Below are 26509 nucleotides of genomic sequence, written 5' to 3'. Positions count from 1 at the left end.
GCTCAGGTGCCAGTGCTCATCGGCTCTTACGCAGACCAGTACTCGACCTACGACGACGACTTCAAGCCGCTCGCCCCGCCCGTGCGGACGCCCGCCCCGAGCTATCTGGCGGTCGGCCCGACCGGCGTCCGGTACGCCGTGGCCGAGCTCGACGGCGGACAGGTCTCGGCCTTCACCCCCGACGGCGCGCTCCTCGGCACGCTGCCGACGGGCGGCGGCTCGCCGTGCCACCTCGCGCTGGCCGGCGACCACCACCTCCTGGCCGCGAACTACGCCACCGGCTCGGTCGCGGTGTTCGCCCTGCGCCCCGACGGCTCGCTCGACCGGCAGACCGACCTGGCCCAGCACGCCGGCGCCAGCGTTCGCGAGGACCGCCAAGAGGGCCCGCACGCCCACCAGGTGACGGTCCGCGGCACGATGGTCCACGCCGTCGACCTCGGCATGGACGCGATCGTGCACTACCGGCTGTCCCCCTCGGGGGTGCTGGAACACTTCCACACCACGACGGTCCAACCCCTGGGCAGCGGCCCTCGCCACCTCGTCTTCCACCCCGACGGCCGCGTGTTCGTGGCCAACGAGCTGGCGTCGACGGTCGCGACGTACACCTCGGGCTTCGAGCTCCTCGACGTGAAGCCGTCCTGCCTGGTCCAGCCGGTCGGCGACAACTTCCCGAGCGAGCTGGTCGTGTCCCGCGACGGCCGCCTGCTCTACGTCGGCAACCGGGGCAACGACACGATCACCACGTTCGCCGTCGAGCCCGAAGGCCTGCTCCCGATCGACGAGGTCTCCACGGGCGGCACCTGGCCCCGCCACTTCGCCCTGCTGGACGGCGCCCTCTGCGTGGCCAACCAGCACTCGGGCACGGTGACGCTGCTGGAGCTCGACCGCGACTCGGGCGTGCCGCACCCCGCCCGCGTGGTCCTGGAACACCCCTCCCCCAGCGCGGTGATCCCGGTCGATCGCTGACCCCGGGGCGAGATGCCGGATGACGTGGCACTGAACGCTTGCTGAACCGGCGTTCAGTGCCGCAGCATTGGTCTATGGGTGAGCTGGTGGTGCTGCCCAAGACGGGCGACATTTTCGAGGACGTACGGGGCGGCGACCGCACGATGCGGGTCACGTGCCATCCCGAGCGCGGCACGGTGGTCGTATCGCTGTGGGTCGACAAGATCTGCCGCGCGTCGTTCCAGCTCGCCGCCGCGGATTTGCCGCGGCTGCAGGAGACCTTGGCCGGCATGCAGTTTGCGCCACCCCCGTCCGCCGGGTCGGACGACACTCCCCCGCCGGTCACCGGCACGGACTGGGCCGAGACCGCCTGACCCTGCCTTTGGTCGCAACGGTCGCGCCCTGGTGATCTTGGCCAGCGCGCTCCAGCCCCGCAGCCCACCGCCGCGTCCCGTCGCGCCGGCCACGACGCCCGCGCGGTACGGGTCGGCGGAGCGCAGGTCGATGCGAGTCGCCGCCACGCGGGCCAGGCGGCCCCGCGGCGGGGCACGGGCCAGGTGGGCGCACCGCGGGCAGACCGGCGCGGCACTAGCCCCGGCGCGCGGCGCGGGCCGGGCGCGGCGCGGCGCGGCGCGGCGCGGCGCGGACCAGACTGACGCCGCACGGGCCGGACCCACCGCGCGCCATGGACCGGACGGGCGCGGCACACCACGGACCGGGCTGGCACACCACGGACCGGGCCGAGGCCCGGCTGGCTCAGCACACCACGGGCGAGGCTGACGCGGCACAGGGCTGACACTGACCGAGCGCGGGACCGCGTGGCGGCTCGGCCCCGGTGAGAGTCCCCAAGGCGCAGACCGGAGACCGGAGGTAGGAGTCGCGCACACGCGCGCGTGTGGGCGTTGCTGCGATTCGTGGACGTCAGGCACCGAAGTCCGAAAGCGGGCACCCCGGCCGTGGTTGCGGATACCAACCGGCGGCGGCGTTCCGGTCTCCCACCGTACCAGGCGGCGAAAAATCCCTGTCGATTCCGACTGCGCAGCGTGAAAACGCGCTACCCAGAGCTACGCGGCCTCGGTGGTCGCGGGGGTTGCCGTGGTCAGGGCCGGCTTGTCCGTGGACTCCGAGCGGGAGTTGCGCGCACGCTGGCGCGGGACGCGCTTGCGGGTGCCCAGCGTCGACGCCGTGATGCCGGCCTGGCGCGCGGCGTCCAGCGTGTCGCGCAGCTCCGCGGCCTCCACCGCCACCTCGGCGGCCTCCTGGGCCAGCGCGGCCGCGGCCACGACCGCCACGTCCGCGGCCGTCACCGCGGCGCGCTCCGCGGCCGCCGCGGCCTCGTACAGGCGGCGGGCCCGGCTCTCGGCGGTGCGGCGCAGCTCGACCTCGCGGGCGGCCAGCTCCTGCAGCGGGTCGGCGCCGGCGGCGGCCTTGAAGACCTGCTCCAGCGCGTCCACCGTGATGTCGCCGCGCTTGAAGGCGTCCAGGGCGGCCCGCGACACCTCTCGCTTGGCCTCGTCGTCCTGGTCGGCGGCGGCGGACTCGGCCGTGGCCTGGGCGGCGGCGCTCAGCGCGTCCTGGTAGGCCTTCTGGGCCACGTCGAAGACCGCCCACGCCTGCTCGCGCGCCGTGGTGGCGGCGGCGCTGCGGGCCTGGGCCTCGGCGACCTGGATCTCGGCGCGCTTGGCCGCGGCCGCGGTGGCGGCGGCCTGGCGGATCAGCTCGCCGGCCTCGGCGCGCAGGCGGGCGCGCTCGGTGGGGCTCAGGCTGGCCTCGGCCTCCTGTACGGCGGCCTGGCGGTCGGCGCGGTTGAGCCGGTAGAGGCTCCAGCGGGCCATGAACCCGGCCAGCAGGACGAACAGCACGATGAAGGCCATCAGAGCCAGCCACAGCACGATGGCCCCGGTCACCGGGTCAAGACCGAAGATGCCCCGGCCCCCCGTGAGGGTCCACGGCATGTCAGAGGGGGATTGTGCCAACGTGGCCACGGCGCGACCTCCGGCTGTGCGTGTCGCTACAGCGTAATCGGCGACGGCCAATCGGACATCCGATCGAAAGGTGACGATTCGACGAAGTTCCGTACACGAATAGTGACAACCAAGCAAGAATGCGCCGCTCATCGGCGCGTCGCGCGGCGTGTCGCGATGCCGTGGGGACGGATCTACACGCGGATGTCAGCGACTTGTCACCACATCGTGATCGGAACGGGAATTCGGGTGTCCGTCCGGTGGGTGATGGCTATCGTGCCCGTCATGTGCTTGCGCGTCGTGTGCCCGCCGCCCATCCGGTAGCGGGCCCGCCCAGGATCACGCGAACCCGGTGAACTGACCCGGGTCGGTGGCGGCTGCCCGCGTTCGGAACGCGTCCAGTCGACCATCAACCGGAAGGCACATCCCCCATGAAGCGGGGTCTCATCTACATCGCGCTCGCCGCGGTCTCCTGGGGCGTCGGCGGCTTCGTCGCCGCCCTGCTCTACCGGCACTCCGGGCTCGGCCCGATCGCCGTCACGTTCTGGCGCTACCTCGGCGGGCTGGCCCTGCTCGCCGCCCTGCTCAGGAAAAGGCCGAAGCGGCGCCTCCTCAACGGGCTGGGCATGGCGCTGTACCAGACCGCCTACTACGTCGCCATCGAGCTGGGCGGCGTCGGGATCGTCACCGTCGTCACGCTCGGCTCCGGGCCGATCCTCATCGCCCTCGCTGAACGCACGTTCCGGCAGCACATCAGGATCCTCGCCGCCGCGCTGCTGGGGCTCGTCCTGCTCGTGGCGCAGAACCCCCAGACCGGACCGCACCCGCTGGCCGGGATCCTGGTGGCGCTCGTCAGCGCGGCCGGGTACGCCGGCGTCACGATCCACAACCGCGTCAAGAACGACGACCCGTACGACTCGGCGCTCGGCGGTTTCGCCGTCGGGACGGTCGCGCTGCTGCCCCTCGCCGCGCTCGAGGGGCTCGCGCCGCGCGCCGAGGGCATCGGCGTCACGCTGGGGCTGCTGGTGTTCCTCGGCGCGGTGCCGACCGCCCTCGCGTACGCGCTGTTCTTCAAGGGGCTGACCGTGATCAGGGCGACCACCGCATCGGTGGTCGCCCTGAGCGAGCCGCTGGCCGCGGTGGCCCTCGGCGCGCTGGTCCTGCACGAGCCGCTCACCGTCTGGTCGGCGGCGGGCGGTCTGCTGCTACTGGGGTCGGTCGCGGCCCTGGCGCTTCAGGAACGCCCAGGCCGTGAAGATCGAGCCGGCGATGAGGGCCGCAACGGCCCACAGCCACCAGTTCGACGAGGACGACGGCGGATGTTCCGCAGCCCGAACCGAAGGCGCGGGCGGGCTCTGCGGTAACCGCGCCTCCACCTCCGCCGACGCCCGCGCCGAATTCGGCCCGGTCACCACGACCGTCCACCGGCCCGGCGAGAGCACCGGACCGGAGGAGTAGAAGCCGCGGCCCTCGGCAGAGGGGTTGAGCTGAATCGGGCCGACCGTCCGGCCGCCTGAAGCCGTGGCGTTCAGCACGAGCCGGACGTCGTCCGCCAAACCCGAGGCGCGAACGGTCACCCCCGCCGCCCCGTCCCCGGCGACCTCCAGTTGGAGGCCGGTCGGGGACGGGGCGCGAAGGGTCACCCCCGCCGCCCCGTCCGCGGCGACCTCCAGGTGGAGGCCGGTCGAGGACGGGGCGAACAGGGCGAGCACCATCATGAGGTACAGAACCCTCACAGTTTTCCGTTCTTCTTCAACCGGTTCGGGTCCGAATCAAGGCGCCCGGTGCCCTTGAGGGCCTTGCCGGAGTTGGCCTTGACGCCGGCGTTGTTCGGCGGCGTGCCGCCGAGCCGGACCGTCATCGCGTCGGCGTCGCGGACCAGCGTGTTGCGAACCTCGGCCTCGGGCACCAGGGACGCCGTCAGCAGTGCGCGGAAGTCCGCGAGCTGCTTGAGCGCCTTCGTGTCGTTGCCGCTCGCCTCGGACTTGCGGGCCTTGGCCAGCGCGTCCGACAGCTGGTTGTACGCCTTGTTGGAGAGCCGGCTCGTGGCCTTGAACCGGTCGAGCAGGTTCTGCATGTCGCGGAACGAGGTGGTGACGAAGAACGTGACCGTGGTCGTGGTCGCGTTCCCGGCGTTGTCCGTGCCGACGACCTTGAGCTGGTGCATGCCCAGATCCAGCTCGTACATCGCCTGCAGCGTCCCGGTCTGGTAGGCGCCGCCGTCGAGGCTGCCGCTGACCGACTTCATGCCCGACGTCGAGTCGATCGCCTGCCAGGTGACCCGGACGTCCTGGCTGTCGCCGTAGAGCTGCCCGTCGGCCAGCCCGGCGACGATGACGGTCGGCGCGGTGGCGTCGATCTTCAGGATCGCCGACTTGAGCGTCTCCACGTTGCCGGCGGCGTCGGTCGCCTTGTAGAGCAGCTCGTGCTGGCCCTCGCCGGTGACGTTCACCGGCGCGGTGTACGGCGTCCAGGCCCCGCCGTCGAGCGACCACTCCAGCTTGGTCACCCCGGAGCCGGCGTCGGTCGCGGCGAGCGTGACCGGCGTGGCGCCGTTGTGCCAGCCCGCGTCGGTGGCCGGCGCGAAGCTGGCGGTGGTGACCGGCGCGGTGGCGTCGATCTTCAGGTCCTGGGTCTTGACCGCCGAGACGTTGCCGGCCGCGTCGGTACCGCGGTAGCGCACCTGGTGGGTTCCGTCGCCGCTGACCGGGATCGGGTCGGCGTAGGCGGTCCAGGTGGTGGCCCCGTCGAGCTGGTACTCGATGCGGCCCTCATTCGTGCTCAGCGACACGGTCACCGGACCGGCGTACCAGCCGTTGACGGCGGTGCCGTCCACGGTGGCGGTGACGGTCGGCGGCGTGGTGTCGCCACCCGAGACGTGGAAGTAGTCGAACGAGGCCGGCTTCGACGCCGTCTGGCCGGCGCCGAGGGTGTAGAGCCCGATCTTGGTGTTCGACCCGACCGCCGCGTTGGTGTGCGTGGCGATCGTCGTCCAGGTGGTGCCGTCGGCGGAGTAGCTGCCGGTGTACGCGTTGCCGACCTTGGCGATGCGGAAGTACCACACCCCCGAGGTCAGGTTGCTCACGTTCGGCTGCGGGTCCTGCACGACGCCGCCGATCTCGCTGCGGAACTCGATGCGCCGCACGAGGGCCTGGCCGGGCGAGTTGTCGGCGATGTAGTCGAGCTTCACGTAGTTGTCATCGTCGACATACACGATCGGGCCGCCCTGCTGGTACTGCTCGTTGAACGCCGACCCGTCCACCTTGGTCTCGATGGTGAAGTCGCCGCTCGGAGCCTTCTGCAGGATGAAGTTCTTCGGCCCGCTGTTGCCGGTGCCGTAGATGTCGCCGTTCGGCACGTCGATCTGCAACGCGCCGCCGACCATGCGGTACCCCGTGGAGTCCTCGCGGACGATGGCGTTCCACCGGCAGTGGTCCAACGTGGACCCGTTGAACTCGTCGCTCGGGTCAACGTTGGCCGGCGGGTCGTCGGGCGTGATCTGGAACCAGTCGAACGCCGCGTCGACGACCGGCGCGGTGGTGCCGCCGTTGAGCGCGTAGAGCCCGACCCTCGGGTTGGCGATGCCGGCCAGCGCCGCCGACCGCCCGACCGGGACGAACGTGGTGCCGTCGGCGGAGTACGCCGCGGTGAGGTTCGTGCCGTCGGAGATCAGCCGCACGTAGTACGTGTCGCCCGGCTGGGCGGTGATGGCGTCGGCGGCCTCGTTGCGCGGCGAGCCGGCGCTCTCACGGATGAACTCGACCTTGCGGCCGTCGCCGTACAGCAGGTCGACCTTGGCGTAGTTGTCGTCGTCGCCGTACAGGATCAGGCCGGCCTGCTGGTAGTTCGCCGTCGCCGGCAGGGTCACCTTCGCGGTGGCCTGCCACGCGCCGGACGGGGCGGGCTGCAGCACGAGGTTGGTCGCGCCGTTGGTCCCGCCGTACAGGTCGCCGGACGCGGTCGGCAGGTGCAGCGAGCCGTTGCCGACGCTGAGCGACTGGCCCTCACGCACGACCGTCCACCTCGTACGGTCCAGGGCGGACCCGAGGAAGTCGTCCGAACGCGCGCCGAAGCACTGCGTGTTGGGCGCCTCCGCGCGCACTGCCACGGACGCGGTCCCCTTGGCCCCGCGGGCGTCGGTGACCGTGAGCGTCGCCGTGAAGTTGCCCGGCGCCGTGTAGGTGTGCGAGGCGTTCGCCGTGGCCGCGGTGCCGCCGTCGCCGAAGTCCCACGCGTAGGTCAGCGGGTTGTCGCCCTCGGCGTCGGTCGCCGAGCCGGTGAACGCGACCGTGAACGGCGTCGTGCCGCTCGCCGGGCTCGCCGCGGCCGAGACCACCGGCGGCGCGTTGTCGGTCACGCCGCGACCCAGGAAGTCGACCCAGTTGATGTTGTACCCCGCACCCGAGCCCGTTGCGATGAAGTACAACGGCCCGGACGAGGTGCTGGGGGTGACCGGCACGGACAGGTCGACGTACGTCTGCCACCCGCCGGTGCCGGGCACCGCGACCGAGCCGACGATCGGCCCGTCCACCGCCCCGGTGCGGATCTGGATCGTGCCGCCGCTGGCGTTGTTGCTGGCGGCCCGGATCCGCAGGCTGTCGATCCCGGTCAGGTTGGTCGGCGCGAAGGAGAACCAGTCGCCCTCCTCGACGAACCCGATGTTCTGGAAGCCGCCCTGCGGGTCACCCGTCGTCTCCCGCTGCACGCCCGGGGTGCCGCCGGAGTTGACGCCGGGCACGCGCCCGGTCGCCGCGAAGTACTCCGCCTGCTTGCGCTTGGGCTGCAGCTGGATCAGCGAGCGGCCGGTGAGCGGCGCGGCGCCGCCGGCGCCACCCTTGTCCACATAGGACGCCTCGATCACGCCGAACACGTTGGCTTCCGCGCCGTGGCCGCTGGCCAGCGCCGTCTGGACGGAGCCGGAGCAGCCGGTGTACTGCTGGAGCGGGTGCGCGTGCTCATCGTGCCCGAGGAGGTACTGCACCTGGACCTTCGAGCAGTCGATGGCCCCGTCCTCGGGGTCGCTGACCTCGACGGTGAACTTCACCTGGTCGCCCCAGTCGAAGAAGCCCCCGTCCGGCGGCAGCGTGATCTTCACCGTCGGCGCCGTGTTGCCCACGGTCACGGGCACGTTGGCGGTACCGGTCCGGCCGCCGTCATCGGTGACGGTCAGCTGGGCGGTGAAGTTGCCGTTGCTGGTGTACGTGTGCGAAGGGTTGGCCTCGGTGGACGTGCCGCCGTCGCCGAACGTCCAGGCGTAGGTGATCGGCGTCCCGTCCGGGTCGCGCGAGCCGTCGCTGGAGAACTGCACCGTCAGGGGCGCGACGCCGCTGGTCGGCTTCGCGGTGGCCTGCGCGATCGGGGCGCGGTTGCCGGCCACGTAGTCGATGCGGTACACCCCGGAGTCGTCGTTGTTGCCGCCGAAGCCGGTGCCCCACTCGAGAAGGTACAGCGCGCCGTCCGGCCCGAACTCCATGTCCATCGGGCGGATGAACGACATCCCGGGCAGCAGCTGGTTGATGTCCACAAGGGACTTGCCGTCGGCCGAGACCTGCATCGTGTACAGCTTGCTCTGGTTCCACTCGCCGAAGATCGCCTTGCCGTCGTAGTACGCCGGCCACTTGTTCTCCGCGGTGTTGTTCGCGTCGTAGCGGTACACCGGACCGCCCATCGGCGCGCCGCCGCCCCCGATCTCGGGGAAGCGCGGGTTGCCGTCGTAGTCGTAGTCGACGGTGGCGGCGATGACCGGCGGCAGGTTCGTCAGGCCGGTGTTGTTCGGCGAGTTGTTGACCGGCGCGTTGCAGTCGAACGCCGGGCCGGACGGGCCGGACGGGAAGGTGAAGTCCCGGTACGGCACGTTGGCGCCGGTGCAGTACGGCCAGCCGTAGTTGCCCGGCTTGCCGACGATGTTCCACTCCACCGTGTTGCCGGGCCCGCGGTTGGGGTCGGCCTGCGCCGCGTCGGGACCGTAGTCGCCGAGGTACAGCGTGTCGGTCAGCGGGTCGACGCCGATGCGGAACGGGTTGCGGAAGCCCATCGCGTAGATCTCGGGACGGGTCTTCGCGGTGCCGGGCGCGAACAGGTTGCCGGCCGGCACGGTGTACGTCCCGTCGGCCTGCGGCGTGATCCGGATGACCTTGCCGCGCAGGTCGTTGGTGTTGGCGGCGGTGCGCTGGGCGTCGTAGTCCTCGCGCCCGGCTCGCTCGTCGATCGGCGAGTATCCGCTGGACTCGAACGGGTTGGTGTTGTCACCCGTGGCCAGGAACAGGTTGCCGTGGCTGTCGAACGTCATCGTGCCGCCCTCGTGGCAGCACGTGTTGCGCTGCGTGGTGATCACGAGGACCTGCTTCTCGGTGGCGAGGTCGATGCTGTCGCCGTTCACCGTGAAGCGCCCGAGGATGTTGCGGGGCGGGCCGGAGGCCGGGCTGTAGTACAGGTACACCCAATGGTTCTGTGCGAAGTGCGGGTCCAGCGTGATGCCGAGCAGCCCGTCCTCGTTGCCGGTGAAGACCGGCACCGTGGCCGCCGTGACCGTCGTGTGCGTGTCCGGCTTGACGATCTGCACGCGCCCGTCACGCTCGATGTAGAACACGCGCCCGTCCGGGGCGACGTCGAGCTCCATCGGGTTGTTGGTGTTGCTGTCGAGCGTGACCTTCTCGAAGCTGCTGGACAGCGTGGCGCTGCAGTCGGCCTTGACGACGCCGGCCGCGGTTTGGATGCCGCCGAGGAGGTGGCTCAGGAACTGCGGGTCGGAGTACGACTCCTGGGTGTGGCCCGCGCCGGTGTACCAGGAGCGGCCGCCGTCGTAGTCGTGGCACCAGGCGAACGGGTGGTCCGCCCCCATCGCCCCCGCGCCCGGGTCGTAGCTCGTCTCATCGAGACTCGCCAGGACGTGGACCTTCCCGCGGGGATTGGTGCGGAAGTTGTACCACTCGTCGTACCGGCTCCACTTGGCCGGAAGATCCTTGGTCGACGGGTGCGCGGGATCTTCGACCTTGATGGTGGCCTGCTGCTGCGCCGGGTGGCTGTTGAACCAGGCGCCCATGAGCTCGCCGTACCAGGGCCAGTCGTACTCGGTGTCGGACGCGGCGTGCACGCCGGCGTACCCGCCGCCGTGCTCGATGTAGCGCTGGAACGCCGCCTGCTGCTCGGCGTTCAGCACGTCCCCGGTCGTGGACAGCCAGACGACGACCTCGTACTTGGCGAGGTTGGCGTCGGTGAAGAAGGCCGAATCTTCGGTGGTGTCGACGGTGAACCCGTTGGCCGCCCCGAGCGCCTGGATCGCGGCGATGCCGGCCGGGATGGAATCGTGCCGGAACCCGGCGGTCTTGGAGAACACCAATACGTCGAACGGCGCCGCGGCGGCGTTCGCCTGCGGAACCTGCTGAGCTGGAGGGTTGCCTTGAGCGACGGGACTGGCCTGGGCCGGTGAGGGCAGCGCTACGGCCGCCCCCGCGATGAGCGGCAGGGCCGCAGCAATGAACGGCACGCGGGACGCGCGCCTTCGAACGTTGAACACGGAGCTCCTTGTGCAGGGCTTCGCGCAACGGTCGCCGATACCGCTGAGCTGTTTCGGTGCAGGGGGTGTGCAACTGCATGGCGGAACGCGGCCGGGCACGCCCCGCCGAGGGCGTCCCCACCCGCCGGGGTGGTTCGTTGTGTTGCCTAACAAACTAGCCGGAGGCACGCCGCCAGGGAAGACATAACGGCCCCGGGGGAGCGACTCCACCCGATGCGTGCCATTTACACCCCTCGACCGAAAAGTCGGCAATCAGAGGCGGAGGAGGTGCGGCGAGGGCGCGCTGCTACGCATCACTGCAATACGTCTCCCATCTAACGGGAGCTGATGGGCCGCCTTCCCGGCGCTACGGCCCGGCGCCGCCCAGCGGGGCGGCGACGGCGCCGGTGGGTGAAATGCACGTGCGAATGCGACGGGAGAACGCTTCGGGTGGTGGCTGCGGTCAATTGCAGATGATATTGTTGCGTGCAGGGACGATTTCCGACTCATTCACGATTCATTCAGTCGGGAGTCACGGAATTCGATCTGCCGAGCGCCCCAAATCCGCTCATGATGGAACCTTGGCCATCCGGTTCCCGCAGCCGGCGGGGGCCTTCTTGGTGGGTCGGTGGGCGATGGGCAGGAATTCCGCCGGTCGCGCCGGATCGGCGCGGCCCATGATCGTCGCAGGGCTGTGCCTCGGCGCGCCGCTGGTTGCGGGCATCTTGGGCCTGGCCAGCATCGGGGCGGCCGAACTGGCCACCGGCATGCGTGCGCCGCGCGACTGGAACGAGCTCAGCGACGCCTTCTCCGTGGTGAACGGGGTCTTCTCCGTCTTCGCGCTGGTCGTCGTCGGCGCGACCCTGTGGGTACAGTTCAACGAGCTCCGGATGCAACGTGCAGAATTGCGCATGCAGCGCGAGGCCGCCGAGCAGTCGCAGCGCGAATTGCACCGTTCCTCGGAAGCCGACGTCCGCGCGCTGCACGTCCATCTGGCCGAGATGGCCATCGGCGACTCGGACCTGGCCGCCGTTTGGTCGCGGTTCGATCCTGACATTCCGCCGCGGCGGCTGAAGCAGCTATTCTTCGCCAACCTGGTGCTCGGGCACTACAACCTGGTCTACCGGCTCGGCGACCGGGACGAGCGGTACGTCCGGTCGGTGCTGACGGACCAGTTCCAGAATCCGCTCATGCGCGAGTTCTGGGCGACGGTCCGGGAGTTCCGCCGGGCGGCTCGGCCGCCCGGCACGCCCGAGGGCGACTTCGATTCGTTGTGCGAGGCGGCCTACCAGGAGACCCGCCGTGACTGGGAAACCTAGGCGTCGGGGATGTCGCGCTTGGCGTGCAGCAGGGTGTCGCGGGTGATGACCACGATCCGCTCGTAGCTCGCCACGCCGGCGTCGGCCGGCAGGACGGAGTGCAGCTCGCTGGTCATGTCGGTGCCGATGACGGCGAACCGCCCGTCGGGCAGTTCGAAGATGTCCGGGCAGCTGAGCTCTTCCCGTGAACCCCGCTCGCGAGGCGTTGATCCCAGTCGACGCAGGTGCAGGCTAGTCATCTCATCCTTCGAATGGGGAAGCGCTGCGAGCGAAACGGTACAAACCGGGAAAAAGTACCACAGCGGCCGTCAGGCCATGGACCAGATCTGGTTGTCGCTGGCCTTGCAGTCCCAGATGATCAACGGGGTGCCGATGGCCGTGCCGCCGTTGGCGGCGTCCAGGCAGCGGTGGGACTGCGGGTTCTCCCACGTGTCGTTCGGGTGGTGGACCCAGCGCTGCGCCGGGGTGTTGTTGCAGGCGTACACCCACACCGCGTTCCCGTTGCCCGTGCCCGCGTTCTGCACGTCCAGGCACAGGCCGCTGTCGGTGACCAGCAAGGCGCCCTTGTTCGGGTCGCCCGCGACACGGAAGCGCTGGTTGGTCGCCCGGGCGTCGCAGGTGTCCAGGACGAGCGAGACGCTGCGGCTCGAGACGCGGTACTCGATGCACAGGTGCGACTGCTTGCCGACCATGCGACCCGAGGTGGGCGGGGCCGGCGGCGGGGGCGGGGCCGCGCTCGGGGACGACGAGGCCGGCGCCGAGGAGGACGCGGCCGGGGCGTGCGACGCCGAGGCGGAGGCGGCGCGGGAGCGGGATGCCACGGCCGACGGCGAGGAGTCCGCGCTCGCCGAGTCCTCCGGCGTCGGGCTGGCCGCGACCGGCTCGGGCACGTTCACGCCGGGGACGCGGCCGGGCAGGCCCTCGTTGTGGGTGCCGCCCGAGCCGCCGTCGCGCACGAGCTGGATCGCCACGCCGCCGGTGACGAGCAGGATGATCACCGCCACCGCGACCGCGCCGATCGGGTAGCGGCGCCACGGGGCCACGCGGCGGCGGGTGCCGCGGTAGTCGGCGCCGTCCTCGTCTTCGTCCTCGGCGACGATGGCCAGCGCGGGGGCCACGTCGGCGATGGTCGGCGAGTCGTCAGGCTCGACGGTCGACATCGGGCTGCCGACCGGCATGAGCTCGCCCTCGACGGTCTCGACCGCCTCCTCCGGGGCAATGACTTCCTCCGAAGCAACGGCCTCCTCCGGAGCAACGGCCTCCTCCGAAGCGACAGCCGCGTCCGGAGCATCCGAAGACTCCGGGGCGTCCGGAGAAGACGAAAAAGGCGAAGCGGAGGACGGGGGCGGCGCAAGGGACGGGTCGTTCGTGATCTCGGTGCCGGGCAGCGTGACGATGAACTCGAGCGTCTCGCTGGCCGCGGGCGGCTCCGCCGGGATCGACGCCGTCGCGATCGCCGTCGGGCCGTCGGGGCGGCGCTGGTGCGGGATCGCCGGGATGGTCGGCTTGGCGGGGACGAAGGGTGCGGGCAGGACCGACGCCGCGGCCGTGGCCGGGGGCGGCACGCGGTGGCGGGCGCGCGACGGGCTCGCGGGCGCCGTACCACCCGATTCGCCTGCGTCTTTCCCGTCTCCAGCGACGGACATGCCGAGCTTCCCCCTCCGAAGGTGCCGAACGAGACATCGATTTGTTGCCGGAGGCACCGTAACTTGCTTCGGCAACAAAGGCGACCGGCCATAAGGGCGAAGCCTTCACATCCGGAACGCCAGGTGCGGTATTGGGCGCGGCGCGTTGCGGTCGGCCGGTAAGTTTTCCCGCATGGTGCCAGAGGGCTGGGAAACGATCGTGGCGCAGCATACGGTGTGGGGTCGCGTCGATGACGCCGAGACACACCGTGACCGGGCCGTTGCGCTCGCCGGCGGGCTCGCCGCGGCGCGGGGGCGCTCCGGCGCGCTGCTGGGCGACGATCCGTGGCAGGACGGCGACTTCGCCGCCCGCATGTCGCGGCAGGTCGGGCGCCTGGTCGAGCTGCTGCCGGACGACGTGACGCTGACCGGCGACGAGGCGTTGCTGCTCGTTGCGGTACCGCTGCTGCACGATGCCCTGTGGTCCGGCCTGGCGGCCCGTGAGCGCGGCGTCACACCCGGCGACCTGGAGCCCTCGCAGGACGCGTCGAGCGACCGGGCCGCGTTCGAGCGCTTCGCCCAGACGTATGCGCAGCCGCACCGGCGGGCCCTGGCCGCGATCCGCGCCGGGCACCGGGAGACGGCGGCGGAGCTGGGCTGGTGGCTGCTGCACCGGTGGATCGGGCGGCGGCCGCAGGCCTACCAGCCGGCGACGGTGGCCGAGCTGACCGGGTTCGACGCCGACCCGCGCACGGCGGAGATGCTGCGCGCGATCCGGGCCGACCCGGCGTTCCTCAACCGCCACGACCGGCCCGAGTCGCTGCTGTCGCGCCACGGCGAGGTCCGGGAGCGGCTGGTCGCGTTCCTGCTGGCGATCGCGCGGGGGCTGGCGATCGAGGTGACGGTGCTGCCCGAGGTCATCGGCGAGCACCTCGGCATCGGCGACCCGGTCACCGCCGGGCAGGTGCTCGACACCGTGCGCGACGGGGGCTGGGAGCTGCGCGGGGCCACGCTGGTGCTCAGCGCCGCCTGCGCGCACCCGTCGATCGAGGTCGCGCTGCGCGCCCACATCGACACGCTCAACCAGCTGCTGGCCGAGGCGCAGCGGGCGGCGGCGCGGGACGAGGAGCTGGCGGCGCTGCGGCACCTGCCCAACCGGGCCGCGACCGACGACGTCGGGCCGCTCGTGCGCGACGGCGCGCCGGCCTACCAGTCGGCCGGGGTGCGCTTCCGGCTCGCCGAGGACCGGGTGCGGGAGCTGCTCATGGGCGAGCAGCTGTACGGCGACCCGGCCCTGGCCATCCGTGAGCTCTACCAGAACGCGCTCGACGCCTGCCGCTACCGGGAGGCCCGCACCGAGTACCTCACCCGTGCCCAGGGCGTCACCCTCCCCTGGGACGGGAGCATCCGCTTCGTGCAGGGCGTGGACGAGCACGGCCGCGGCTACCTCGACTGCACCGACAACGGCATCGGCATGGGCGTGCGCGAGCTCAGCGAGGTGTTCTCGCAGGCCGGCGTGCGCCTGGCCGACCTGCCCGAGTTCCTCGAGGAGCAGGCCGAGTGGGCCCGCCTGGACCCGCCCGTGCAGCTGTACCCGAACAGCCGCTTCGGCATCGGCGTGCTCAGCTACTTCATGCTCGCCGACGAACTGACCGTCGAGACCTGCCGGATGGGCCGCGACGGGCAGGCCGGCGAGCGGCTGCGGGTGTCGATCGCCGGGCCGGGCAGCCTGTTCCGCATCCAGGACCTCGGGCCGGGCACCGAGACCGGCACGACGGTCCGGCTGCACCTGCGCGAGGGCATCACGGTCGCCTCCGTCGAGGAGCTGGGCAAGCTGCTGTGGGTGGCCGAGTTCGCCACCGAGGCGAACGACGGCGTGGCCAGCCTGCACTGGGTGCCGGGCGAGCTGTCGCGGGCCGTGTCGTCCGTCGACGACGAGGACGAGGACGAGGAGACCGAGACCGGCACCGGCTTCGTGGCCGCCGAGGGCTCGCGGGTGTGGTGGTGCAAGGGCAACGGCGCGCTGCTGGCCGACGGGCTCTACGCCGGCAAGGAGATCTTCGGCGCCGTGGTCAACCTCAACCGCGACCTCGCGCCGCGGCTGTCCGTCGACCGCACGAAGATCCTGGCGTACCGCGAGGACGACGTCGACCGCCTGCTCTGGGAGGCGGTGCCGGCTCTCACCGCGCCGGGCACGACCCTGCTGGGCTACGACTGGCTGTGCCGGCTCGCCCCGGTGCGGCCCCTGGTCGCCGACCTCATCTTCGAGCAGGCGATCGAGCGCGGCCACGGCAAGTGGGAGATGGACGGCGAGACCGTCGACGCCGCCGTCACCGGCTGCTTCGTGGCCAACGACGGGCCGGTCGGCGGCCCGGACGAGCTCGTCGAGTGGCGGCTGACGGCCCTGGCGGCCGGCGGGCGGTACCGCAAGGTGCTCAAGCCCGGCCCGGACTGGAAGCGCGCCCTGCGCTCCCGCCCGTCCGACGCGCTACTGCTCAGCGTCGACGTCGACGGCACGGGCCCGTGGCTCGACCCGGTCGACATCGTGCCGCTGGTGCACCTGGTGCGGGCCGCCCGCAAGACGGGCCGCTCGGCGCCGGAGGTGGCGGCTCGGCTGGCGACGCTGGGCTTCGAGCCTTCGGTCGGGGCGGAGACGGTCGGCGTGGACCCCGACGACCTGATCTTCACCAGCCGGGACGTGGACGGCACCCGGCCGTGGCTGCAGCCGGACCAGCCGGTGTACCTCGTGCACCTGCTCCGGGCGGCGCACAAGAGCGGCCGCACGGTCCACCAGGTGGTGGCGCGGCTGCGGCAGCTGGGCTTCGAGGTGGACGTCGACGTCGACGTGCTGCCGCTGGAGCAGTTCGGCCCGAAGGATCTCACGATCGCCAGCCGCGACCTGGACGGCTCCCACCCGTGGCTCGACCCGCGCGAGCCGGTGACGCTGCTGCACCTGCTGCGGGCCGCGCACAAGGTGGCCCTGCCGGCCGACGAGACCGCGGCCCGCCTGGCGCTGCTGGGCTACCAGCTCGACAGCGGCTGGGACACGCTGGTCACCGAGCCCGACGACCTCGTGATCATCTCCCGCGACCTGGACAGCACGTCGCCCTGGCTGGACCTGGCCGAGGAGGTCGCTCCGGTACACGTGCTGCGCGCCGCCGAGCGCACCTCGCGCCCGGTCACCGAGGTGGCGGCCCGGCTGCGCTCGTTCGGCTTCCGGCTGGGGGGCAACCTCGACGCGATCGAGGTGGTCAAGCTGGAGCCGGAGGACCTGCAGCTGGCCGGCCGCGACCTGGACGGCTCGCAGCCGTGGCTGGACTCGTCGCGGCCGGTGCCGCTGATCCACCTGCTGCGCGCGGCCGAGTCGACCGGCCGCGAGGTGCGGGAGGTGGCGTCGCGGCTGGCGGCGTGCGGGTACCGCGTGGACATCGATCCGGACGCGATCCTCATCGACCACCTGGAGCCCGACGACCTGACCATCACCAGCGAGGACCTCGACGGGTCGGATCCCTGGCTGGACCCGATGAAGCCGGTGCCGACGATCCGCATCCTGCGGGCCGCCCAGCGCACCCGGCGCACGGTGCACGACATCGCCGCGCGGCTGACGTTCCTGGGCTACGCGGTCAGCCTGCATGGCGCCGGGCCGTCGCTGGACCAGGTGGAGCCGGACGACCTGCTCATCACCAGCCGCGACCTGGACGGCTCGCAGCCCTGGCTGGACCTGGAGGAGCAGGTGCCGCTGCCGCACCTGCTGCAGGCCGCCCGCCGGGTCCGCCGGCCGGTGCACGAGATCGCGGCCCGGCTGGAGACACTGGGGTACACCGTGGACGTGGACCTGGCCAGCATCGCCGTCGACGCGGTGAAGCCGAACGACCTGCTGCTGGCCAGCACCGACCTGGACGGCTCCCGGCCGTGGCTGGACGCCTCGCAGCCGGTGCCGCTCAACCACCTGCTGGCCGCGGCGCAGAAGATCCGCAAGCCGATCGAGGAGGTCAGCACCCGGCTGCGGGCGCTGGGCTACTCCGTGCCCGACGTGGACACCCGCCTGCCGCGGCTACGCCCCGGCGGTGTGTAGCGCCGGCAGCAGCTCGGTGCGGGCCCACTCGATGAACTCGGCCTGGTGCTCGCCGCCGATCTGCAGCAGCGCGACGTGCGTGCACCCGGCCTCGACGAACCGGCGGACGGCCTCGACGTGCTTTGCGGTGTCGGGGCCGCACGGGATCGCCGCGGCGACGTCGTCCTCCGTGACGAACGTGGCCGCGGCGTCGAACGCGCGCGGATCGGGCAGCTCGGCCATCACCGGCCACTGCAGGCCGAACCAGCGGAACTGGTCGAAGGCCCGCTTGCGGCACTCGGCCTCGTCGGGGCCGTAGCACAGCGCCGCCTGCCCGTAGAACGGCCGGCCGGGCCGGCGCAGCGACGCGTCGGGCTGCACGACGACGACCCCGTCGGCCTGCTCGGCGAGCTCCAGCGACTCCGAGCCGGAGACGGCGACGACGACCGGCACGCCCTCGTCGGGCACGTCCCACAGCCGGGCCTCGGGCACGTCGTAGTACGAGCCGGAGTGGCGCACGGTCTCGCCGGCCAGCAGCGGCTGGATGATCTCGAGCGCCTCGGCGAGCATTTCGTGCCGCTGGGTGCGGTGCGGCCACGCGCCGATGACGTGCTCGTTGAGGTTCTCCCCGGCGCCCACGCCGAGGGTGAACCGGCCGTTGGACATGACGCCGACCGTCGCCGCCTGCTGGGCGACCAGCGTCGGGTGGTACCGCCGCGTCGGGCACGTCACCATCGTCATGAGCTCGATCTCGTGGGTCGCGTACGCGGCCGCGCCGAGCACCGACCAGGCGAACGGCGAGTGGCCCTGCTCGGGCAGCCAAGGGTTGTAGTGGTCGGAGATCGCCGCGAAGTCGAACCCGGCCTGCTCGGCGCGCACCGCGTTGTCCACGAGCGGCGTCGGGCCGGACTGTTCGCACATCATCGTGTACCCGAAGTTCACCATGACCATGGGCTACCCGCTGTGGCGTGGGTTACGCAGTTGTCGACCGAACGCCAGCCCATGGGACAGAATCAATCGATGTCTCCCTATTGGCCGGTGATGCGGGACCGGGTGTTCGGCCGGGTGCTGCCCGGCCTCGCCCTCTCGGCGATCGGCGACGGGATGAGCGCGGTGGCGATCGGGTGGCTCGCGGTGCAGTACGCGCCCCACCACCAGCGGGGGCTGTGGGTGGGGCTGGCCATCGCCGCCTACACGCTGCCGGGGGCGATGGGCGCGATCGTGCTGGCCCCGCTGCTGCGCGGGCGGGGCGGCGCGCACCTGGTGGCCCTCGACGGGCTGCTGCGGGCGGTGTTCCTGGGTGCGGTACCGCTGCTGGCCTCCCTGGAGGCGCTGACCATCGGCCGGTACGCCGCCCTGCTCGCGGGCTCCGCGCTGCTGTCCGCATGGGGCTCGGCCGGGCGGTACACGCTGGTCGCCCAGGTGCTGCCGCAGAACCTGCACCTGCCGGCGAACTCGCTGCTCACCCTGATCACGGAGGCCTCGACGGTGGCCGGGCCGATCCTCGCCGGGCTGCTCATCGGCTGGGTCGGCGCCCCGGCGGTGCTGGCCGTGGACGCGGCGACGTTCGCCGCGCTGGCCGTCTCCTTCGCCGCCGTACGCCCCCGGGTGCCCCTGCCACGCCGGGAGCACCGCTCGGCCGGGCTGGCCACGATCCGCCGCGACCGGGAGCTGCTCGGCCTGACCGCGCTGTCGTTCTGGTTCTTCCTGCTGTTCGGGCCGCTGCCGGTCGCCGTGCCGCTGTTCGCGGCCTCGGCGCAGGAGGTCGGCCTGCTGTACACCAGCTTCGGCATCGGCGCGGTCGTCGGCGCGATCGCCACCGCGCACCTGCCGCGGCTGCCGCTGTGGCCGGCCACGATCGGCTCGGTGACCGCGTTCGGGCTGCTGCTCCTGCCGCTGGGGCTGGGCCTGCCGCGCTGGGCGGACCTGCTCACGCTGGCGCTGGCCGGGCTGGCCTGGTCGCCGTACCCGTCCACGAGCGTGTCGCTGTTCCAGCGCGCGGTGCCGGCCGAGCGGCTGCCGCCGGTGCTCGCCGCGCGCGGGGCCGTGCTCGTGCTGTCCACGCCGCTGGGCACGCTGCTCGGGGCGCCGCTCGTGCAGGCCGCCGGCCCGCAGGCGACGATCGTGGCGTGCGGGGCCGCGACCGCGGCGCTCGGGCTGGTCGCGCTGGCCGTGCGGCGGCAGGGGGACCGGGCCGGGCTGGGCGCCTACGCGACGTCCTCCAGCACGCTGCGATAGGAGCAGAGCCGGCGGGTGTACTCCCGCAGCGTCCGGATGGCGACGTCGATGTCCTCGGTCAGCACGTCCGGCAGGTCGACGAGCAGGCGGCGCCCGTCGACGGTGCCGTAGCCGCTGACCTCGAACGCGCCCTCGCGCACCCAGAGGTCCACGCCCAGGTCGACCGTGGTCCGCTCGTAGCGCAGCACCACCCCGACCAGCGCGAACGGGGCCTCACCGGGGCCGAAGCGGCCGATGAGCTCCCAGTGCAGCGAGCGGTGGGTGGCGGCGACCTGCTGGCCGTAGCGCTGGAAGTCCTCGCACGCCTCGTTCAGCGCGCTGAGCAGCGTGGCGGCACCGCTCGATCTCGCATCCATGGTCATCCTCCTGCGGCTCGATAGGCGGCGCCCACCTGGGTTGGGGTGGTGCCGTTGCTGTAGAGGCCGGTGTCGCCGGACTTGCTCGTGTACAGCAGGAACCAGCTGTAGCGCTCGACGTAGGACAGCTCCTGCAGCATCGCCGTGGAGCTCTTGACGAACGCGACCTGCTGGTCCGTCGACGGGTAGACGGTGCCGTTGTCGAAGCGCATCAGCGCGTACTCGGTCAGCCAGATCGGCAGGTGGTAGCGGTTGTACACGTTTTGGATGTACGTCTTGAGCTGGTTCGCGGCGTTGGCGGAGAAGTCGCCGCCGTACCAGTGCAGGGTGATGAAGTCGACCCGGTAGCCGCGCTGCTGGACGCCGGTCATGAACTGGTCGAACCAGCCGCCCGGGGTGTCGGCGCCGTAGGCGGGCGCCGGGCTGCCCAGCCGCAGGCCGGTGGCCTGCAGTTGCGGCCACAGGTCGAGGACCTGCTGCGGGGTCATGTTCGACTGTTCCTTGAGGTCCGGCTCGTTGAACGCGAGCAGCGTCTTGCCGTTGGCCTTCGCCTTGGCCAGGTCGGCGGAGAGGTTGCCGCCGCCCCAGACCATCGGCACGAACTCGACGCCGGACACGCTCGCGACCGGGCTCGGGGACCAGTCGTAGTACCAGCCGGCCTTCACGTCCTTGATCGCCGGGGCGTTGTTCGAGCCGAACTTGTCGTTGGTGCTGACGCCCTTCTTGGCGCTCTTGGTCGCCGGCGGCAGCGCGGCCACGGTGGTCTTGGCCGGCGTCGCGCTCGGCGGCGGCGCGGCGCTGCTCGGGGGCGGTGCCGCGGATGACAGGGCCGGGGGCTCGGCCGGCGAATCGGACGGGGCGGCGGCGACGACCTGCGGGGCGGGCTCGTCCTTCGTGGCCACGTAGACGGCACCGGCGGTGCCCGCGATCGCGACGGTGGCGGCCAGGCCGACCAGGGCCGGCTTCGAGGCCGCGATCCAGCCCGTGATCACGGCCTTGAGGCCCCCGGCCTTGACCGTGATCGCGCCGGTCGTCGTCGCCGCTGCGCCACCGGCGAACGACACGGCGGCCAGCGCGGCCGGCACCGGGACCAGGGCGATCCCGGCCAGCAGCCGCTCGGCGGCGATCATGTCCATCCAGGCCCGGTCGCACTGCCGGCACTCGCGGGTGTGCCGGGCCAGGCGCTTGCGCCACAGCGCGGTGGGGCGCCCGTCCCAGCTGTGCAGCACCGCGCTCAGCTCCGGGCAGCGGGGCCGGGCGGCGAGCGCCCGCACGACCGCCCGGGCCGCGTCGAGCTGCGCCTTCATCCGCTGGATGCGCACGGCCGCGTGCTGGCGGGTCAGGTGCAGCGCCTCGACGACCTCCTCGCGGTCGAGCTGACCGGCCGCCTCCAGCCACCACAGCGACAGCAGCTCGCGGTCGTCGTGGTCGAGCCAGCGGGTGGCCTCGGCGACCTCCTGGCGCTGCCCGGACAGGCGCAGCCGGGTGATCGCCAGGTCGGCGAAGTCGGCGCCGGGGTCGGCGGTGTCGGTCGGGTCGGCCCAGTCGCCGACCAGCGGGGCCTGGACCTGGCGGCGGTGCCGGTCGCGGACCTGCGACATGGCGATCGCGACGGCCCAGGAGCGGAAGCTGTCCGGCTCGCGCAGCCGCGGCAGCCCGTCGACGATGCGCAGCATCGTCTCCTGCACCACGTCGTCGACGTCGGCGTGCCCCTGCAGTGCCCGCCCGACGATGTTGTAGATCAGCGGCAGGTACTCGCCGACCAGGGCATCGAGTGCCCGCTGGTCGCCGCCCCGCGCCGCGATCACCGTCGACGACGTGCTCATCAGTGCCTCCGCCTCCTGTCGAACCTATTCAGGAGACGTGGACACGCCGGGTCAATAACAAGTTCCAGAAAACTACTTTGGGTAAGTACGGCGTGGCCGCGCCGTGGCGGCCTGGGTGCTCGGGCCCCGGGTGGGGCACAATGCATGCTCGTGACCACCTCGATTCACCAGCGCATCGCGGAAGAGCTCGGCGTCAGGGAGCGGCAGGTGACCGCGGCCGTCGACCTGCTCGACGGCGGGGCCACGGTGCCGTTCATCGCCCGGTACCGCAAAGAAGCGACCGAGATGCTCGACGACGCCCAGCTGCGGACGCTGGAGGAGCGGCTGCGGTACCTGCGCGAGATGGAGGAGCGGCGGGCCGCGATCCTCGAGTCGATCCGCAGCCAGGGCAAGCTGGACGAGGCGCTCGAGGCGCAGATCATGGCGGCCGACTCCAAGGCCCGCCTCGAGGACATCTACCTGCCGTACAAGCCCAAGCGGCGTACGAAGGCGATGATCGCCCGCGAGGCCGGGCTCGAGCCGCTGGCCGACGGGCTGCTCGCCGACCCGACCGTGGACCCGCAGGCGGCCGCCGCCGTCTTCGTCGACGCCGAGAAGGGCGTGGCCGACGCCGCCGCCGCGCTGGACGGCGCGCGGGCCATCCTCGTCGAGCGCATGTCCGAGGACGCGGACCTCATCGGCGACCTGCGCGAGAAGATGTGGGCGCAGGGCCGGCTGGTGTCGAAGATGCGCGAGGGCAAGGAGACCGACGGCGCCAAGTTCTCCGACTACTTCGACTTCAGCGAGCCGTTCACGAAGCTGCCCTCCCACCGGATCCTCGCGATGTTCCGCGGGGAGAAGGAGGAGATGCTCGACCTGGTGATGGAGCCCACCCAGGACCCGGAGGCGCCGTCGCTGTACGAGCCGGCCATCGCCTCGAAGTTCGGCATCCGTGACGAGGGCCGCGCGGCCGACAAGTGGCTCAGCGACACGGTCCGCTGGGCCTGGCGCACCCGCATCCTCGTGCACCTCGGCATCGACCTGCGGATGCGGCTGTGGCAGGCGGCCGAGGAGGAGGCGGTGCGGGTCTTCGCCGCCAACCTGCGCGACCTGCTGCTCGCCGCGCCCGCCGGCACCCGCGCCACGATGGGCCTCGACCCGGGCTTCCGCACCGGCGTGAAGGTCGCCGTCGTCGACGCCACCGGCAAGGTCGTCGACACGCACACGATCTACCCGCACGTGCCGCAGAACAAGTGGAACGAGTCGATCGCGATCCTGGCCGCGCTGTGCCAGAAGCACAAGGTCGAGCTCATCGCCATCGGCAACGGCACCGCCTCCCGCGAGACCGACAAGCTCGCCGGCGACCTGGTCAAGCAGTTCCCGCAGCTCGGCGTCGTGAAGGTGATGGTGTCCGAGGCGGGCGCTTCGGTGTACTCCGCCTCCGCCTTCGCCTCGCAGGAGCTCCCCGGCCTCGACGTCTCCCTGCGCGGCGCGGTCTCCATCGCCCGCCGCCTGCAGGACCCGCTGGCCGAGCTGGTCAAGATCGATCCGAAGTCGATCGGCGTCGGGCAGTACCAGCACGATCTGTCCGAGTCGAAGCTGAGCCGCTCCCTCGACGCGGTCGTCGAGGACTGCGTGAACGGCGTCGGCGTCGACGTCAACACCGCGTCGGCCCCGCTGCTGACCCGGGTCTCCGGCATCGGCTCCAGCCTGGCCGACGCGATCGTCGCCCACCGCGACGCCAACGGCCCGTTCCGCAGCCGCCGCGCCCTGAAGGACGTCGCCCGCCTCGGCCCGAAGGCGTTCGAGCAGTGCGCCGGCTTCCTTCGCATCCGCGACGGCGAGGACCCGCTGGACTCCTCCTCGGTCCACCCGGAGTCGTACCCGGTGGTCCGCCGCATCCTGTCCACCACCGGCGGCGACGTGAAGTCGCTGATCGGCAACACCGCCACGCTGGCCCGCCTCAAGCCGGCCGACTTCGTCGACGAGACCTTCGGCCTGCCGACGGTCACCGACATCCTCAAGGAGCTCGAGAAGCCCGGCCGCGACCCCCGCCCGGCGTTCAAGACCGCCGAGTTCGCCGAGGGCGTCGAGAAGATCTCCGACCTCACCCCCGGCATGCTCCTGGAGGGCGTGGTCACCAACGTGGCCGCCTTCGGCGCGTTCGTCGACGTGGGCGTGCACCAGGACGGCCTGGTCCACGTGTCGGCGCTGTCCCGCACGTTCGTGAAGGACCCCCGCGAGGTGGTCAAGCCCGGCGACATCGTCCGGGTGAAGGTCCTGGACGTCGACATCCCGCGCAAGCGCATCTCCCTGACGCTGCGCCTGGAGGACGAGACGACCCCGGCCCCGCGCGGCGAGTCGGCCGGCGGCGGCCGTCCCCGCTCCTCCTCGGGCGGCGGCGGCCGCCCGCGCAGCGACTCCCGCGACTCGCGTGGCGGTAGCGGCGGCGGTGGCGGGGGTGGCGGCCGCTCGAACCGCGACTCGCGCGACTCGTTCTCGGGCGGCGGCGCGCTGGCCGACGCCCTGCGCCGGGCCGGCCTGGACAAGGGCCTGGACGCTCTTAAGGACCAGCAGCCGAAGCAGCGGCGGAAGTAGCCCGCACCAGCCGCCACACCCGCGTGCGCATGACGTCCCCGTCCTCCTCGAGCTCAGGCCGGACGGGGACGTCGTACGCGGCCAGCTCCTCAAACAGCCGCTCCGGCAGGAACCCGCGCCCGGGGTCCCCCACGAGCGCCTCACTCCTGGCCCCGCGCAGGACTTGCAGGACCTTCGGCGCGACGGCGCCCGAGTAGAACACGTCCCCGGCGACGATCACATCGGCCGGCACGATGCTCGCCGCGGTCTGCAGCTCGACGCCGTTGCGCCGGCCGTTGCGCACGGCAGCGTCGCGGGCCGCGGGATCGGTGTCGACTGCGGTGACAGTAGTGGCGCCCGCTCGCGCCGCCGCGATCCCCACGAGGCCGGAGCCCGCGCCGAAGTCGACGACTGTGCGGCCCTTGACCACCGCCGGGTGGTCGAGCAGGTAGCGGGCGAGCGCGATCCCGCCCGGCCAGGCGAAGGACCAGAACGGCGGGGGTGTGTCGCTCCGGTATCCGCCCGTGGCGTCGAAGAGCCGCACCCCCGCCGGGGCGAGGTCGAGCTCGATCTCGGGCAGCACGGTGATGTCCTCCTGCCGCGACTTTAGTGTGGCGGCCGCTCGCGACTTGCCGGTGTTCCCGCTGCGCCGGATATGTCAGGCGCTGGCGCGCCCGACATATCCGACATTTCACGATTTAACGCGATGCGCGCGCCGCGTTACGGCTAGGCTCCGGAGCCGCCCCGCCGCTGAGCTGCCGGGTCACCAGGCCGCGCAGCCCCGCCGCCACGCCGCGCCGCTGAGCCACCACGCCGCGCCGCTGAGCCACCACGCCGCGCCGCTGAGCCACCACGCCGCGCCGCTGAGCCACCACGCCGCGCCGCTGGGCCGCCGCGTGAGCCGCGCGGCTGAGTCGTCGAGCCGCCAGGCCATCAAGCCGCCGCGCAGCCCCACCGCCACGCGTGGAGCCACGCCCCCGAGCCGCCACGCCGACGGGCCATGGAACCGCGTCGCGGAGACGCAAAGACCGGGGCCGCGTGCCGTCGTCCCTTCCGGCCCGAAATTTGCCCTGTCGGGGTATAAATCCGACAAGTCGTGGCGCGGAGCGCCCGACTTGTCGGGCAAACCGACCAACTGTCGGGGAAAGGATTCCCGGCCCGGGCGTGAGCGGTGGTCGTCCTCGCCGCGTTTTGCGAGGAACCGTCTAGGGTGGTTGGGCAACCCCGCACGCCACCCTGTCCTGCACGCCCGGAGGTTCGTCGTGGATTGGCCCCCGTTCCTGGAGCTCAGCGTGCCCGTCACGCTGGCCGTGTGGGTCCTGCTCACGGGCGTGACGCTGTGGCGCTCGCGGACGCGGCTGCCCGAGCCGGGGGCGCCCATGACCACCCCGCCGGGCGAGGAGCCGCCGGCGGTCGTCAGCCTCATGGTGAACCGGTGGCGCTCCGACGAGGACGCGATCGACAGCACGCTGCTCGACCTCGCCGCGCGCGGGTTTCTCGAGCTGCGCCAGCCGGGCGACGACCCGGCCGAGACCACGGTGCGGCTGCGCAAGGGCGACGGGCGGAGCCTTACGCCGTACGAGCAGCAGGTCCTCGACCGGGTCCAGACCCTCTCGACGAACGGCGAGGCGTCGCTGACCAGCCTTGCGTTCCGCAGCTGGGCGGAGGCGCGCCGCTGGCGGGGGAAGTTCTACCGGGCCGTCATCGAGGAGGCGCGCCACCGCGGGCTGTGCCGGCCGCGGCTGTCCCGGCGGACCAAGCGGGCGCTGCTCGGCGCCGCCGTGGTGCCGGCCGGGTGCATGTTCGCGACCTGGATGTGGACCTCCGCCGCCCTGCACGCGGGGCTTGCCGACCAGATCTCCGGGTCGCTCATCGCCGCCGCCGCCGTGTTCCTGGCGATGTACTTCACCGTCGAGCTCCGCTGGAGCGACCAGAGCACGCCGGAAGGCACGCAGGTCGCGGCGGGCTGGCTCGCCTACCGGGCCCACCTGGTCGCCGTCGAGGGCGTGACCGACCTGGCCCCGGCGGATGTCGCCTCGTGGGGCCGGGAGATGTCGTTCGCCTCGGCGCTCGGAGTACTGCCGACGGAAGAGGCCCTCATGCGCTCACGCGTCGCCCTGTAGGGCGGACG

Annotated in this window: 17 protein-coding genes; 8 read left to right on the top strand and 9 right to left on the bottom strand. The window is 72.2% G+C overall.

Translation table 11 applies throughout. The annotated features are described in order from the left end of the window. Positions 1-6: 6 nt before the first annotated feature. Together ACQEVU_RS53415 and ACQEVU_RS53410 are read left to right on the top strand one after the other, a co-directional pair. The gene (locus ACQEVU_RS53415; RefSeq protein ID WP_433338614.1) at positions 7-966 is read left to right on the top strand and encodes a lactonase family protein; all 960 of its coding nucleotides are present in this window, start codon (positions 7-9) and stop codon (positions 964-966) included. Between the two features lie 74 nt (positions 967-1040). Beyond that, complete coding sequence (locus tag ACQEVU_RS53410; protein ID WP_433338612.1) at positions 1041-1319, top strand: hypothetical protein; 279 nt, start codon at positions 1041-1043, stop codon at positions 1317-1319. Positions 1320-2009: 690 nt separating this feature from the next. Here the strand turns inward: ACQEVU_RS53410 and ACQEVU_RS53405 are convergent. Then, positions 2010-2900, bottom strand: coding sequence for a hypothetical protein (locus tag ACQEVU_RS53405; RefSeq protein WP_433338610.1), 891 nt, complete (start codon positions 2898-2900; stop codon positions 2010-2012). Between the two features lie 440 nt (positions 2901-3340). Between ACQEVU_RS53405 and ACQEVU_RS53400 the strand changes: the two genes are divergently transcribed. Next, positions 3341-4273, top strand: a complete 933-nt coding sequence (locus tag ACQEVU_RS53400; RefSeq protein ID WP_433338608.1) for a DMT family transporter — start codon at positions 3341-3343, stop codon at positions 4271-4273. 368 nt (positions 4274-4641) lie between these two features. On the opposite strand, the gene ACQEVU_RS53395 is transcribed toward ACQEVU_RS53400, so the two are convergent. Further along, the gene (locus tag ACQEVU_RS53395; protein ID WP_433338606.1) at positions 4642-10395 is read right to left on the bottom strand and encodes a ThuA domain-containing protein; all 5754 of its coding nucleotides are present in this window, start codon (positions 10393-10395) and stop codon (positions 4642-4644) included. A 590-nt stretch (positions 10396-10985) separates the two neighbouring features. On the opposite strand from ACQEVU_RS53395, the gene ACQEVU_RS53390 reads away from it, so the two are divergent. Next, entirely contained in the window at positions 10986-11723 is a 738-nt protein-coding gene (locus ACQEVU_RS53390) for a DUF6082 family protein (protein WP_433338604.1), read from the top strand. Here ACQEVU_RS53390 and ACQEVU_RS53385 read toward each other — a convergent pair. Together ACQEVU_RS53385 and ACQEVU_RS53380 are read right to left on the bottom strand one after the other, a co-directional pair. Further along, on the bottom strand, positions 11720-11962 hold the full coding sequence (locus ACQEVU_RS53385; protein WP_433338602.1) for a hypothetical protein: 243 nt from the start codon (positions 11960-11962) through the stop codon (positions 11720-11722). The two genes, ACQEVU_RS53390 and ACQEVU_RS53385, sit on opposite strands and share 4 nt — an antisense overlap. A 69-nt stretch (positions 11963-12031) precedes the next feature. Beyond that, entirely contained in the window at positions 12032-13369 is a 1338-nt protein-coding gene (locus tag ACQEVU_RS53380) for a ricin-type beta-trefoil lectin domain protein (RefSeq protein WP_433338600.1), read from the bottom strand. A gap of 199 nt (positions 13370-13568) precedes the next feature. Here ACQEVU_RS53380 and ACQEVU_RS53375 point away from each other — a divergent pair, with 199 nt between their 5' ends. Continuing rightward, a complete protein-coding gene (locus tag ACQEVU_RS53375; RefSeq protein ID WP_433338598.1) occupies positions 13569-17423 on the top strand; it encodes an HD domain-containing protein in 3855 nt (1284 codons plus the stop codon). On the opposite strand, the gene ACQEVU_RS53370 is transcribed toward ACQEVU_RS53375, so the two are convergent. After that, the gene (locus ACQEVU_RS53370) at positions 17403-18347 is read right to left on the bottom strand and encodes a TIGR03557 family F420-dependent LLM class oxidoreductase (protein ID WP_433338596.1); all 945 of its coding nucleotides are present in this window, start codon (positions 18345-18347) and stop codon (positions 17403-17405) included. The two genes, ACQEVU_RS53375 and ACQEVU_RS53370, sit on opposite strands and share 21 nt — an antisense overlap. Before the next feature lie 75 nt (positions 18348-18422). Between ACQEVU_RS53370 and ACQEVU_RS53365 the strand changes: the two genes are divergently transcribed. Beyond that, on the top strand, positions 18423-19640 hold the full coding sequence (locus ACQEVU_RS53365; protein ID WP_433338594.1) for an MFS transporter: 1218 nt from the start codon (positions 18423-18425) through the stop codon (positions 19638-19640). On the opposite strand, the gene ACQEVU_RS53360 is transcribed toward ACQEVU_RS53365, so the two are convergent. Beyond that, the gene (locus ACQEVU_RS53360; protein ID WP_433338592.1) at positions 19610-19996 is read right to left on the bottom strand and encodes a hypothetical protein; all 387 of its coding nucleotides are present in this window, start codon (positions 19994-19996) and stop codon (positions 19610-19612) included. The two genes, ACQEVU_RS53365 and ACQEVU_RS53360, sit on opposite strands and share 31 nt — an antisense overlap. 2 nt (positions 19997-19998) lie before the next feature. Further along, positions 19999-21822: a sigma-70 family RNA polymerase sigma factor gene (locus ACQEVU_RS53355; RefSeq protein ID WP_433338590.1), complete on the bottom strand. Its 1824-nt coding sequence runs from the start codon at positions 21820-21822 to the stop codon at positions 19999-20001. A 150-nt stretch (positions 21823-21972) separates the two neighbouring features. Here ACQEVU_RS53355 and ACQEVU_RS53350 point away from each other — a divergent pair, with 150 nt between their 5' ends. After that, positions 21973-24399, top strand: coding sequence for a Tex family protein (locus ACQEVU_RS53350; protein WP_433338588.1), 2427 nt, complete (start codon positions 21973-21975; stop codon positions 24397-24399). Here the strand turns inward: ACQEVU_RS53350 and ACQEVU_RS53345 are convergent. Beyond that, positions 24365-24961 carry a class I SAM-dependent methyltransferase gene (locus tag ACQEVU_RS53345; RefSeq protein WP_433338586.1) on the bottom strand — a complete coding sequence of 199 codons (597 nt, stop codon included), beginning with the start codon at positions 24959-24961 and terminating at the stop codon, positions 24365-24367. The genes ACQEVU_RS53350 and ACQEVU_RS53345 overlap by 35 nt on opposite strands. A 180-nt stretch (positions 24962-25141) precedes the next feature. Continuing rightward, positions 25142-25351 carry a hypothetical protein gene (locus ACQEVU_RS53340; protein ID WP_433338584.1) on the bottom strand — a complete coding sequence of 70 codons (210 nt, stop codon included), beginning with the start codon at positions 25349-25351 and terminating at the stop codon, positions 25142-25144. A 289-nt stretch (positions 25352-25640) separates the two neighbouring features. On the opposite strand from ACQEVU_RS53340, the gene ACQEVU_RS53335 reads away from it, so the two are divergent. Further along, positions 25641-26501 (top strand): DUF2207 family protein, encoded by an 861-nt coding sequence (locus ACQEVU_RS53335; RefSeq protein WP_433338582.1) that lies wholly within the window; start codon positions 25641-25643, stop codon positions 26499-26501. Positions 26502-26509: the final 8 nt, after the last annotated feature.

Origin of the sequence: Dactylosporangium sp. CA-139066 (genome assembly GCF_050936175.1) — a bacterium.
Taxonomy (GTDB): Bacteria; Actinomycetota; Actinomycetes; order Mycobacteriales; family Micromonosporaceae; genus Dactylosporangium.
This window is presented reverse-complemented; position numbering and strand designations above follow the sequence as displayed.

Excerpts from the sequence above, each read along its gene's own strand:
- ACQEVU_RS53380 (WP_433338600.1), bottom strand. The coding sequence starts at position 13,369 with ATGTCCGTCGCTGGAGACGGGAAAGACGCAGGCGAATCGGGTGGTACG.
- ACQEVU_RS53385 (WP_433338602.1), bottom strand. The coding sequence starts at position 11,962 with ATGACTAGCCTGCACCTGCGTCGACTGGGATCAACGCCTCGCGAGCGG.
- ACQEVU_RS53355 (WP_433338590.1), bottom strand. The coding sequence starts at position 21,822 with ATGAGCACGTCGTCGACGGTGATCGCGGCGCGGGGCGGCGACCAGCGG.
- ACQEVU_RS53360 (WP_433338592.1), bottom strand. The coding sequence starts at position 19,996 with ATGGATGCGAGATCGAGCGGTGCCGCCACGCTGCTCAGCGCGCTGAAC.
- ACQEVU_RS53405 (WP_433338610.1), bottom strand. The coding sequence starts at position 2,900 with ATGCCGTGGACCCTCACGGGGGGCCGGGGCATCTTCGGTCTTGACCCG.
- ACQEVU_RS53410 (WP_433338612.1), top strand. The coding sequence starts at position 1,041 with ATGGGTGAGCTGGTGGTGCTGCCCAAGACGGGCGACATTTTCGAGGAC.
- ACQEVU_RS53400 (WP_433338608.1), top strand. The coding sequence starts at position 3,341 with ATGAAGCGGGGTCTCATCTACATCGCGCTCGCCGCGGTCTCCTGGGGC.
- ACQEVU_RS53370 (WP_433338596.1), bottom strand. The coding sequence starts at position 18,347 with ATGGTGAACTTCGGGTACACGATGATGTGCGAACAGTCCGGCCCGACG.
- ACQEVU_RS53365 (WP_433338594.1), top strand. The coding sequence starts at position 18,423 with ATGTCTCCCTATTGGCCGGTGATGCGGGACCGGGTGTTCGGCCGGGTG.